Origin of the sequence: Vibrio sp. 10N.222.52.C12 (assembly GCF_041474215.1) — a bacterium.
GTDB classification, from domain to species: domain Bacteria; phylum Pseudomonadota; class Gammaproteobacteria; order Enterobacterales; family Vibrionaceae; genus Vibrio; species Vibrio crassostreae_C.
In genome coordinates this window covers 40,387-52,299 of the sequence record NZ_JBFRTR010000014.1, presented here as the reverse complement: position 1 = coordinate 52,299, position 11,913 = coordinate 40,387, and the positions used below count along the sequence as shown (strand labels likewise).

The 11,913-nt window shown below is 44.5% G+C and carries 11 protein-coding genes; 7 read left to right on the top strand and 4 right to left on the bottom strand.

Annotation, left to right across the window (positions count from 1 at the left end):
* Positions 1-126 precede the first annotated feature (126 nt).
* Positions 127-1,293 (bottom strand): DUF1887 family protein, encoded by a 1,167-nt coding sequence (locus tag AB4623_RS03320; protein WP_017065293.1) that lies wholly within the window; start codon positions 1,291-1,293, stop codon positions 127-129.
* A gap of 197 nt (positions 1,294-1,490) precedes the next feature.
* Positions 1,491-3,482, bottom strand: coding sequence for a methyl-accepting chemotaxis protein (locus AB4623_RS03315; RefSeq protein WP_048609363.1), 1,992 nt, complete (start codon positions 3,480-3,482; stop codon positions 1,491-1,493).
* Positions 3,483-3,759: 277 nt separating this feature from the next.
* Here AB4623_RS03315 and hinT point away from each other — a divergent pair, with 277 nt between their 5' ends.
* From hinT to AB4623_RS03280, 7 genes are all read left to right on the top strand, one after another.
* Positions 3,760-4,110, top strand: coding sequence for a purine nucleoside phosphoramidase (gene hinT, locus AB4623_RS03310; RefSeq protein ID WP_017065295.1), 351 nt, complete (start codon positions 3,760-3,762; stop codon positions 4,108-4,110).
* 277 nt (positions 4,111-4,387) lie between these two features.
* Entirely contained in the window at positions 4,388-5,779 is a 1,392-nt protein-coding gene (locus tag AB4623_RS03305) for a COG3014 family protein (RefSeq protein ID WP_371720824.1), read from the top strand.
* Positions 5,779-6,162: a YcfL family protein gene (locus AB4623_RS03300; protein ID WP_017060222.1), complete on the top strand. Its 384-nt coding sequence runs from the start codon at positions 5,779-5,781 to the stop codon at positions 6,160-6,162. The genes AB4623_RS03305 and AB4623_RS03300 overlap by 1 nt, the downstream gene beginning before the upstream one ends.
* An 86-nt stretch (positions 6,163-6,248) precedes the next feature.
* On the top strand, positions 6,249-6,839 hold the full coding sequence (gene lpoB / locus AB4623_RS03295; protein WP_017107631.1) for a penicillin-binding protein activator LpoB: 591 nt from the start codon (positions 6,249-6,251) through the stop codon (positions 6,837-6,839).
* 185 nt (positions 6,840-7,024) lie between these two features.
* The gene (locus AB4623_RS03290; RefSeq protein ID WP_372145749.1) at positions 7,025-7,879 is read left to right on the top strand and encodes a phosphotransferase; all 855 of its coding nucleotides are present in this window, start codon (positions 7,025-7,027) and stop codon (positions 7,877-7,879) included.
* A 108-nt stretch (positions 7,880-7,987) separates the two neighbouring features.
* Entirely contained in the window at positions 7,988-8,527 is a 540-nt protein-coding gene (gene ycfP, locus AB4623_RS03285) for an alpha/beta hydrolase YcfP (protein WP_017093527.1), read from the top strand.
* 511 nt (positions 8,528-9,038) lie between these two features.
* Positions 9,039-10,328: an NAD(P)/FAD-dependent oxidoreductase gene (locus AB4623_RS03280; RefSeq protein ID WP_009847154.1), complete on the top strand. Its 1,290-nt coding sequence runs from the start codon at positions 9,039-9,041 to the stop codon at positions 10,326-10,328.
* 111 nt (positions 10,329-10,439) lie between these two features.
* Here AB4623_RS03280 and AB4623_RS03275 read toward each other — a convergent pair whose 3' ends face one another.
* Positions 10,440-10,985 (bottom strand): GNAT family N-acetyltransferase, encoded by a 546-nt coding sequence (locus tag AB4623_RS03275; protein ID WP_017060225.1) that lies wholly within the window; start codon positions 10,983-10,985, stop codon positions 10,440-10,442.
* Positions 10,986-11,122: 137 nt separating this feature from the next.
* Positions 11,123-11,890: a peptidoglycan binding protein CsiV gene (locus AB4623_RS03270; protein WP_017065298.1), complete on the bottom strand. Its 768-nt coding sequence runs from the start codon at positions 11,888-11,890 to the stop codon at positions 11,123-11,125.
* Positions 11,891-11,913: the final 23 nt, after the last annotated feature.

The following is an 11,913-nucleotide window of genomic DNA, read 5'->3' as shown; positions in this document are numbered from 1 at the left end:
TTTTTTGTGCCGTCTGAAAGTAATCAATAGAGAAAACAGACAACAAAAAAGGCGAGTGATTTAATCGTCATTCGCCTTTTTAACAATCTGCTTAAGAGCATTGAGCTCTCATGAGCTTATTGGTTTTTAGTACTCTAGATCTTCACTGCCACCCGCAGCTGTAAACCATGCCGTTAGGTGTGTTTTAAGATCTTTCAATTCGTCAGGGCCAATCAATGCAAGGCCAAGATCTTCAGCTCGTGTGATGTCGTTATGGCGAAGAGGGCGGAAGCTCACTAACATTGCACGTGCTTGTAGGCCACCTAGCAGGTCTCTAAGCGATTCCAGTTTGTACAAGGTGTCATCACCATCATCACGCATGCCTTTGGTCTTACATTCGATGATGTGCAGCTTATTGTTCACCACAGAGGCAACATCAAGCTCGTTACGAACCTCACGTTCACCCAGTTGACGGTATACCTGAACATTCAAAGAACGGTCTTGAATGGTCGGCATGTCATCTTGGATCTGCTTAACTGTGCTGTGAACCAATGTTTCAAGCCATTCACCGTTTGAGAAGCGGCGCGCGTCTTCGTTGGCAAAGGTCAAAATACCATTGTCGTAAGTCGCAATTTTAGCTTCAACCAAATCGCTCAACAGCATGTTGAGCTCGCGATAGCCTTGTTGCTTCTCAGATAGGCCTACATCAAGTTTTTGTTCTTTACGGCAGGTCGTTGCTAGGTAGTTCAATGTCGCAAGGCCAGGGCCTAGTTCGAGTGCGTTACTTGCCCAACGTTCACCCAGTTCATAAAGTTTCTGATCCAGTTGCGGAGACAGCTGAACATCGCTGAATTCACCGCGAGCACCGAACACAGTTAGGTAGTCGTCGATAGTGATGCGGTCTTGAACTTGTGCGTCTTCTTTACCATTAGGGTACAACCAGCAAAGCTTGTCGCTATTTGGTTCAACCACGAAGATTGGCCAGTGGTAAGTACGGAATACTTCGTACACAGAAAGTAGGCGGTGACGGAGGCCACAACTTGCGTTGAGCTTCACTTCTTGACCGCGTGCTTTGAGGTCTTCGGCAAGGGTTTGGATAGATTCTTTAATGACAGATGTATTTACGATGGTCGGAATTTCGAAAAACTCACTCGTAATGTCGCGCTTGTGCAAAACGCTGTCTAAACGTTTGTACATACTGACTTGATTTTTGTCACCGATAAACACGATGTGAGTGCTGACCGTTCGGTTATCAAGTAATGGGGTGAGCAAGCGAATGGGGTCTTGATCGATAATGCCAACATGAACAGCCATATAAATTCCTTAATAGCGGCTCGCTCATAAAGGTGAAAGAAAAAACGGGAAGCAGCAAGCCTTAATAATCATATAATGACAAAGCTCATAAAAAACAAGGGCAACCCTTGATAAAAGTTGCCCTAGCTCAATTAGTCACCACTATTGGGTAAGAAGTCTCAACAATCTCACTAAATATCTATCGATTCTTCATTTATCTATAGTTTGAATTGATGTACTAAATCACCTTGCTGATTCGCCAAAATTGTTAGGTTTTGGCTTGCCTCCGCAATTGAAGACATCGCTTGGTAACTCTTATCTGCGATGTGGTTGATGTCTTCGATGTTGCGTGCAATATCACCAGACGTTTCACTCTGCTCAGCGGCTGCTTGAGAGATGTGTGTACTCATGTGGCTGATCTCTAGAATCAAGGCTTGGATCTCTTCCATCGCACTGTTTGCACTTGAAGCTTGTTGAACCGACATGTCCATATCGCTCATACAGCTTTCAATTACGTTACTTGCCGTTTTCGAGCTTGATTGCAGATTGCTGATCATAGTCTCGATTTCAGAGGTTGATTGAGTGGTCTTCTGTGCTAGCACTCGTACTTCATCAGCAACGACTGCAAAACCACGACCTTGTTCACCTGCACGCGCTGCTTCGATTGCCGCATTAAGTGCAAGTAGGTTGGTCTGTTCAGCAATGCCACGAATAACGTCAAGGATTGAACCAATCTGGCTACTCATCTGTTGCAGTTCGCCTACAGCTCCCACCGATTCAGTCAGGCGAACCTCAAGCTGATTAATGGTGCTGATGTTGGTGTTCATTATCTGACGACCAGATTCAGAAGCCGATTCTACTTGTTGAACCATGGTGAGTGAGCTTTGCGCGCTGTTCGCCACTTCTTGTACAGAATGAGACATCTCTGTCATTGCGGTCGCAACGGTAGCGGTTTGTTCGCGTTGACTGTTCAGTTGAGCCTGCGTTTCAGATGACGTCTTCTGGTTGACGCTTGCAGTCTTAGTTAAGTCATCTGAAGCGTCATTCAGCTTCACAAGGATGTTGTGTAGGTTGTCAGCCAAGGTGTTGATGTGACGGCTCACGCGGCTGAATTCGTTGTCGTAGCGAATATCGATACGCTGAGTCATATCGCCTTCGGTTAGACCTTCTAACGTACCGAGGATGCGAGTTAATGGCTCTCGTACGCTATGTGCAATGTGGTAACCAATTGCAGCTGCGAACACGGTTACAACAATGCCAATTGCAATCGCGTTGAATAGGCCTTTGTCGTAGATGCTGCTTGCGTCTGCTAGTGATGAGTTGAGTTGCTCTTCAGCAGTTACGTTGAACGAGTCCAAAACAGCCATTGCTTGGTCAACTTCTACAGCTAGGTTGGCGATGTTCACGTACAGCGCTTGCTTGGCTTGTAGGTAGTTGTTGTGTTTGTCTAGTACGCCACCTTTCTGACCAACGTCTTTGGTGAACTTCTGAACCGACTCATCGAAGACATTTTTAAGTGCTGGTAGTTGTGTTGATAGACCGCGATAAGCATAGTTAAGGTGAGTAACGGCCTTTTTATTTTGGTTAACGGCTTTCTGAACGAAGGCAACATCAGAGCTAGCTAGTGCATCAGAGGTGATGACCTCTGCGTCTTGCAGTTTAATGAAGTAGCTCTTTGCCATCACTTTTACAGAGATGCTTTTTTGGTCGGCGACGTACTCTTTCATGCCAACGGTTAATTCTGAATGTAAACGTTGGAAGTCACGAGAGGCTTTTTGCACTTGTTCTTGCGCTTCGAACATCGCAACGTAGTTGTTCATCGCTTCGTCAGCTTCGGCGAAGTAGCGTTCTTCCATTGCTCTTAATTGCGCGATACGTTCAATAAGTGAAGCATTGTTTTGGCTTGCCGCTTCTAAACTACCGAGAACTTCTGAAAACGAGTTTTGTGATGCAGCAAATTCTGTACGCATTGCAGACATGCGTTCAGCGTTTTGTGTGGTTAAGAAATCTTTGAATGACTTATCAGCAGAAAGCAATTGAACACTTGTTTGATTTGAAAGCGCAACAAGTGGCAATGAGGTTTCTGAGACACTCTCAAAATTGCTGTGTATCTGATTCATGCTGTTCATCATGATGGTTATCGTGACTGCGAACATGATGATGATCAGTGCGAAACCAGCGTACATACGCTTGATCACAGATCCCTTCATGGCTTTCTCCCTAAATAAAAATGCAGACCTAATGTCAGGTCAAAGTAAAACTAACAAAATTGTCAGCATTCTATTGAGCTCGGCTTACGCGTTTTATGACGCATACGTCAAAAATAACGCTCAGTTATAACCAACATGCCATTCTTGAGAGCTAAGGCTCGTTTTCTTTGATTTGAACGGTGTTTTTTATTATGCTTTAAAGCAGATTTATTGTGGTTTTATGCGGCATAGCGCATACTCAAAGCATTAAAAAATAAATGTTTTATCGGAGAGAAACATGGCTGAAGAAACCATTTTTACTAAGATCATCAACAAAGAAATCCCAGCAGATCTACTATACCAAGACGATTTAGTAACCGCATTCCGCGATATTAACCCTCGTGCGCCAAGCCATATCCTAATCATCCCAAACAAGCTGATTCCGACAACCAACGATGTTGAAGTCGAAGATGAAGCGATGATGGGGCGCATGTTTACTGTTGCTCGTAAGTTAGCAAAAGAAGAAGGCATCGCAGAAGATGGCTATCGTCTTATCGTGAACTGTAACTCTCACGGTGGCCAAGAGGTTTATCATATTCACATGCACTTGGTTGGTGGTCGTCCACTTGGCCCCCTATTAATGAGCTAATGAAAAGCTAACGAGTTAATGAAAGCTAATGAGCTAGTTTAAACGCGCTCATTAGTGGGTTAACACAAGTAGTTAGTTGGAAAATTTGTAGTTTGTATGCCAACTTTAAGTTCTATCTGTTGTCTGAATGTCGGCATCGCTTAGGCAGAGGCTATATCAGTAGGATTTCAACTGGCTTGAGATCCTTTTTACAACACGTTTCGTTTTGATAATGAGACCATTAAAGGTCAGCAGACCCTAATAAAGTAGGCATTTTAAACATGCACGGAGACGATAAGTGAAGCAACAGTTTAGATTCGCTTCCATTGCCCTGTTATCGGCGTTGACCGTAGGTTGTGCGAGTATGTCTGCAGGAAGCCTGTTCAGCCATTACAGCGCACAGAACAAAGCGATCTACCAAGCCGTTAAATCTGGAGATTATTCAGAGGCTCAGCAAGAGCTACCAGATTACGCGGCAGGCGACATCCTTGATAACTTTGAAAGAGGCAGAATTAATCTGCTGGATCAAAAATACCCTGAGAGTAAGGCTTCGTTTGAAGTGGCTGATCAGGCGGTTACTGAGCAGCAACGCAAAGCCGTGATCTCAATCTCAGACAGTGCAACCAGTGTGGGTGCGTTGGCTGTGAATGACAATATTACCGAGTATGTGCCAGCCGATTATGAGTTGGGCTTTCTTCATCTATATCTCGGTTTAAATTACCTTAAGAAAAACGACTTAGAAGGTGCGGTGATCGAAATGCGTCGCGCCAACCAAGTTCAAGAACAAGCGAAGAAGCAACGCGAAGCAGAATTAGACAAAGCAGCCAGCGATGCGAAGAAGCAAGGCTTGTCTGCCAATGTGGGTAGCATCCTTGCTAATTACCCTGATGCGGGTAAAAAGCTACAGTCAGTACAGAATGCGTATCTGATGTTCTTGTCTGGTCTGCTTTATGAAGCGTCAAATGACTTAAACAGCGCCTACGTTGACTATCGTCGTGCTTTGGCTGTGATGCCAGAGAACCAAGAAATCATCGATAGAACCATGGCAACAGCCGCTCGTTTAGGGATGCGACAAGATTTAGCGACGTTAGAAAAACGCTATAAGCAATCTTCTAAACTTAGTGCAGGTGAAGGGCGAGTGATTGTTCTTCAAGAGCAGAGCGCTGTACAAGCTATGGACAGTTGGCGACTGGATTTACCTGTTTATGACAGTCGCGATCAGGGGGCAATATACTCTCTTGCGCTGCCATATTACCCAAGTCAAAACGTAGAGCGCTTTTCTGCCTTGCGAATCAGCGGACAGCCGCTACAAGAACATTTGATCACTGATGTAAACGCGATGGCGCAGAACGATCTATCTGAACGTATGACGAGCATTGTTATTCGCCAAGCGCTACGTGTAGTCGCGAAAGATCGCATTCGTAAAGAGGCAACCAAAGGCGATGATGTCGGTAATATTCTGTTCAACGTGTGGAACACACTGACAGAGCAACCAGACACTCGTAGTTGGCAATCATTACCTGCAGAGATTAAGAGCAGCACGTTTGTAGCAAACAGCGGTCAATATACGTTGGAAGCGGGCGCTAAAACGTACGACTTTGATATTCGAGGAGGGCAGACCACCTTGGTGTGGATTTCTCGACAAGGAAACAATGCAACAATGTGGCATAAACAGCTAGGGAGGCTGTAATGAAAAAGTGGTTAGTGAGCTTAGCAGCGGTTATGGCTCTGGCTGGTTGTGCTGATAATACAGCTGGCGTAAGGGTCGATAGTCTGACTCAGAACGTTTTCTTTGGTGACAAGGTATTGGGCAGCCGTTTACAGGTTGAAGATATTCGCACCGATCTGGTCGACGGTCATACGCGAGGAATCGTTCGTTTAAACAGTAACTATAAAGGCGATCAACATATTCTTTATCGTTTTTACTGGTACGACGATGCCGGGCTTGAGGTCAACCTTAAACAAGGTCCTTGGAAGCAAGCGATTGTTCGTGGTTTTGAAAGTATTTCGTTGTCGGAAGTGTCGGTAAACCCGAAAGCGACTCAGTTCAGAGTCCAGTTCCGAGAGCAGTAAGTTAGATTAAACGGGTCTCATGATTCGTAAATACAAGAATTTAAGAGTGTGGGTAACCCCGCTCAGTGATAAGTTGAGGAAACAAAATGAAAAAGAGTGTCATTGCGCTACTAGGTTTAGCGGTTATTTTAGGCGGTTGTTCAAACAAGGTAAGCTACGGTGATGCACAAGCAGTAGAAACCACGACAATCGATTTCGGTTCAACTGACCTTCAAACGATTGCGGGTGAAATGGTCGATAGCATGATGGCGTCTGGTTCTGTGTCTTACATTACTCGTGAACAGCGTCCAATCGTGTTTGTAGAGCGAATCAAGAACAAAACAAGTGAGCACATCGATACTGAGTCAATCACTGACACTATCAGTACTAAGATGCTGAACTCTGGTAAGTTCCGTTTCGTTGATATGGACCGTGTAGAGTCTGTTCGTGACCAATTGAACTTCCAAAATAATGATGAGCTTGTAAACCAAAGCTCAGCAATTCAATTCGGTAAAATGGTCGGTGCTCAATACATGCTGTACGGCAACCTATCAAGCATCGTTAAGAAAGACGGTAGCGACGAAGACGTTTACTACAAAATGACGATGCGTCTAATGGATCTTGAGTCTGGCTTGATTGAATGGGCTGACGAGACTGAAATCCGTAAGCAACAATCTAAGAGCCTACTAGGCCTTTAATTTCGCTTACTTGCCAACTAAACGCAGCCAGTTTTGACCGCGTCTAGTCTTGGCAGCGCATAGCTTGGCCACACATAGCTTGGTCACACGCCAATGCAGTGCATGATGTGCTGTTTATGAAGAGACACTGGCTTTTGGTCAGTGTCTTTTTTGTAGGGAAATGAAGACGTTTATAGGGAGTAAATATGGCAATTTTTTCTTGGTCTGAGGCTAAGCTTCTTGATACCAGTTTGAGTTCGCTTGATGGTTACTTTTCTGAGCCACCTGTTAGAGCTCAAACGCTGACCGGCGGGTTGACTAATCGATGTTGGAAGTTGGTGTTAGCCGATGGCACTGCGTATGTTTGGCGTCCAATCACTCCCATCACCAAAGCCTTCTTTATCTCTCGTCATGAAGAGTATCAAGTGCTTTCCGCAATTGAGCGTCTAGGTATTGGACCAAGTCCAATAGTGGTCAATGAGCAAGGCTTATTGGTTGAATGGATTGCGGGTAAGACGCTTTACGAAGGCTTAGAGCTTGATGATTTGTTGAAGACTCTGATCTCGGTGCATTTGGTTAACACCGCGCGATTGCCGCTCCAACCGTTCAGTTTCACAGCGCGAGTCGATCATTACTGGCTGCAACTTGATTCGATTCATAAGACTGAAACCTGCACCAAGATTTATCAAGAGTGGCGCGTGGCTCCAAGTATCCCAAATGTTGACCTGTCTTTGTGCCATTTTGATTTAGGTGGTTATAACTTAGTGAGAAATAGCGATGGGATTAAGATTATTGATTGGGAATATGCAGCATTAGCTGACCCTAGACTTGATCTTACGTTGACCATTGCTGTTGCAGGATTACCAGTTGCTGAAGCCGTTAACAAGTACTGTCAGCTGCGAGGCATCCATGATGCCCAACCTTGGCTTGATGGGGTAGAAGCATGGTTACCAAGAAGCCAAATGATGGCGATGCTGTGGTATTTGCTTGCTCATCAGCTCTGGGGCGATGAAAGTTATCTGCGTGAAGCAGAGGCGCTGAGTCACACTTTATGTAGCTAGGATCACGTTTAGGAAGTGAAAAATATAATTTCGTTCGTGTTCCCTTTAAAACCTTATTTTTCATGTTAGATTAATTAAAACGTACCAATATTCAACAAGGAGGTACTAATGATTATTTATCTACATGGCTTCGACTCAACTAGCCCGGGCAATCACGAAAAAATACTGCAGTTGCAATTCATTGATGATGACGTTCGTTTCATCAACTACAGTACTTTGCATCCAAAACACGACATGCAACATTTGCTAAAAGAAGTGCATAAAGTGATAGAGCAATCCGATGACCCGCATCCGATCATTTGTGGTGTAGGCTTAGGTGGTTTTTGGTCTGAACGTATTGGTTTCTTATGTGGTATTAAGCAGGTGGTGTTCAACCCGAATCTGCACCCTGAGAACAACATGGTAGGTCGAATTGACCGTCCAGAAGAGTACGAAGACATCGCGACTAAGTGTGTTGCTCAATATCGTATGAAGAACAAAGGTCGCTGTTTAGTGGTGCTTTCTCGTGAAGATGAGATTCACGACAATACCAAAACAGCTGCCGCGTTAGAAGATTATTATGATGTCATCTGGGACGAAAAAGAGAGTCATAAGTTCAAAAAAATCTCTCAGCACTTGCAGACAATGAAAGCGTTTAAAAACGCTTAATTATTCCAGTTATTTTATAAAAGCAGCATTCAATTGAGTGCTGCTTTTTTTACATCTGAACCCAAGAGCCGAACATTAATCAAATGGTTGTAGTTATTTTTTTGAAGAGTTTGAGCATTTAAAGATAAGTTTGCGCAAACGTTAACTAATTCGCCGCGAATCCTCATTGTGGGTAAGGATTTTTGTTGCGGTCATCTTTTTGCTATATATAATGTTCCCAAGCAAAATATTTTGATAAATATCAAGAAAAATTGAGAGCGAGTGATAAAACTTGCCCATTATTTGTGCTCTACCTCTCAGGTAGTCACCTTTTTTATCCAAGTGAGCAAAGCGGCAAGCCAATGTTTGTTGCTTGTAACCCCTCTAACTACTCGGTGAGCTGTCGTTATTCTTTTTCGCGGTAATCCAATTTGTACAGCCTTCGCATTCAAGGCCTAGTAGATACATAGAATTTATCGGTTGGAGTAATCGAGCCGAACCCCATTTATTCATTTTGTAGAGGATTGTCATTGTGACAAAAATTATCGTAGTAGGCGGTGGAGCTGGTGGTCTAGAACTAGCAACTAAGCTAGGCCGCACTTTAGGTCGTAAAAAGCGTGCCCAGATTACTCTGGTAGACCGTAAAGCAAGCCACCTATGGAAACCATTACTTCATGAAGTAGCAACGGGTTCATTGGACGAGGGTGTTGATGCGTTAAGCTACCGCGCACACGCAAAAAACCATTACTTCGATTTCCAAATGGGCAGCCTGAACGACATCGATCGTGAGCGTAAAGTGATTGCACTAAGCGAGCTTACAGACGAGCACGGTGAACTGCTGATGCCAAGCCGTGAACTTGAATACGATATTCTAGTGATGGCGCTAGGCTCAACGTCAAACGACTTCAACACTCCAGGCGTTCGTGACAACTGTATTTTCCTTGATAGCCCAGAGCAAGCACACCGTTTCCGTACAGAAATGAACAATCAGTTCTTAAAGCTTCACGCTAAGAACGGTCAAGGCACGGTAGACATCGCGATTGTTGGTGCTGGTGCAACTGGTGTAGAGCTTTCTGCAGAGCTACACAACGCCGTTAAAGAACTTCGTACTTACGGCTTCGGCGACCTAGATTCAAGCAAGCTGAACGTAAACCTAGTTGAAGCGGGTGAGCGTATTCTTCCAGCTCTACCTCCTCGTATTTCAAGTGCAGCACACTCTGAGCTAACCAAGCTTGGTGTGAACGTTCGTACGAATACGATGGTGACTCAGGCGGATTCTGACGGCCTAACAACCAAAGATGGTGACAAGATCCCAGCTCAAATCATGGTATGGGCAGCAGGTATCAAAGCACCAGATTTCATGAAAGATATCGGTGGTCTTGAAACCAACCGTATCAACCAGTTGGTTGTGAAGAACACGCTGCAAACAACACTGGATGACAACATCTTTGCAATCGGTGACTTGGCGCAATGTACACAAGCAGACGGTTCATTCGTTCCGCCACGTGCACAAGCGGCTCACCAAATGGCAAGCTGTGCATTCAGCAACATCATTGCTAAGTTGAACGGTCGTGACCTGAAAGACTACATCTACAAAGACAAAGGCTCGCTAGTTTCACTTAGCCGTTTCTCTACGGTAGGTAGTTTGATGGGTAACCTGACGAAAGGCTCGATGATGGTCGAAGGTCGTATTGCTCGTGTGGTTTACATCTCTTTGTACCGCATGCACCAGATGGCGCTTCACGGCTTAATCAAAACATCACTGATGATGCTGGTTGGTCGTATTAACCGTGTACTTCGTCCAAACCTAAAGCTTCACTAATCAGGTAAGCCTTCTCAGAGCATTACGCTGATAATAAAAAAGAGCTCTTCGGAGCTCTTTTTTGATCGTGTCGATTATGGATTATCGCAGGTGTTGAACTCATTTCTGCTGTTAAGACGTTGGAGGTAGCACAGAATAAACCACGCCATCTTTCGGCTTACCGTTAAACAGAAATCGATTCTGGGCAATGGTTTCTCGCTCAGCGCCACACTTCTCGATCAACTTTTGGCTGGGTAGGTTCTCGGTATCGCAGACAATCTCCAAACGCGTTAACTTGAGTTGCGCGAAACAAAATTCAAATAGGGCGAACATCGCTTCTTTGGCGATCCCTCTCCTTTGAAAGTCATCACCGACCCAATAACCTAAACTCGCCATATTAAAGGTGTGGTAAAGCTCATTAATGGCAACCATACCGACTAACTTATCGCTTTTTCGTTCAAAGATGCCAAAGCCAAACGCATCGGCTTTCACCCAGTTCAGGCGAGTTGCCAGAATAAATTTCTCGGCCTCGACGATAGAAAACTCTTTATGACACCAGTCGACCCATGGCAGCAAGCTAGGGGAGGACTTAACCAGCTGAGAAAATTCTTGAGCATCTGAGGCCTCAATGATTTTAAGGCTAAGATTTTGTGTGTTGATCTGAAATTCAGGGCTCATAGAGCGTACCAAGTAACGTGTAAGTACTGAGCAAAGAGAGTCAGTACAGAATAAAGATAGATAGCACTTAATAAAACGCCCTCACTAGGAGGGCGGATTGAATTATTTATATAATTATAGCCGAATCGGCAAGTAATTTACTGCGCTACACGTCTAACTTGAATCACCATTCCAAGAAGTGGGTGGTCAAGGTAATGAGTTTCTGTACTGCGCATACGACGTTTTTGGTCCATGCGGTAGCTCTTAAGGAACTCTTGGACTTCAACCGTCGGAGAAATTTCAGTTAGATTGCCCACCTGGACGTTGCTTTCTGCGCCACTTACTGGTGAATCTAGCTCAATTTGTTGCTCTTGTAGAGTCACTTCACGAACGCTTGGCGCTTTTAAATCTAATGTCGTTTCAGCGTATAGGTAGTGCTGAACGTAGATTTGCAGCTTGCCGTCTAATTCGTAGAGTGGCTTATCAATGGTTTCTTCTTGGAACCCATCAGCGCTGCCTGCAGTGATTGCGCCTTTTTCAGAGCCATCAGCATTAAACTGTTTAGAGAAATCTTTACCTGCTTGAATATGGAAAACAGGTGCCGAGCTCTTACCTTGGTCGCCTTGACGCCAAGCGGTATGCATCAGAACTTCAAAGCCAGCGTGTTTACGTAGCTTGTCTTTCTGAGGCGTTAACTTGTATTCCGAGTAAGGTAGCATTTGAACGCCTTTCTTTGCTCGGTATTGGGTATCTTGAAATGAACCAACGCGTTCAAGTGAAATCTTAGGCTGTGTATTTGGCCAAGATTCGTTCACCTTCTCTGCATCAACAGCGCGCTTAAAAATGATCACTTCTATATCAAATTGTCTCTGCGCCAAACTTGGCAGTGAGACGAACAATAGTAGCAGTGGGATCAGTCTTTTCATTTTTACTCCGTCTTCCAGCCGAA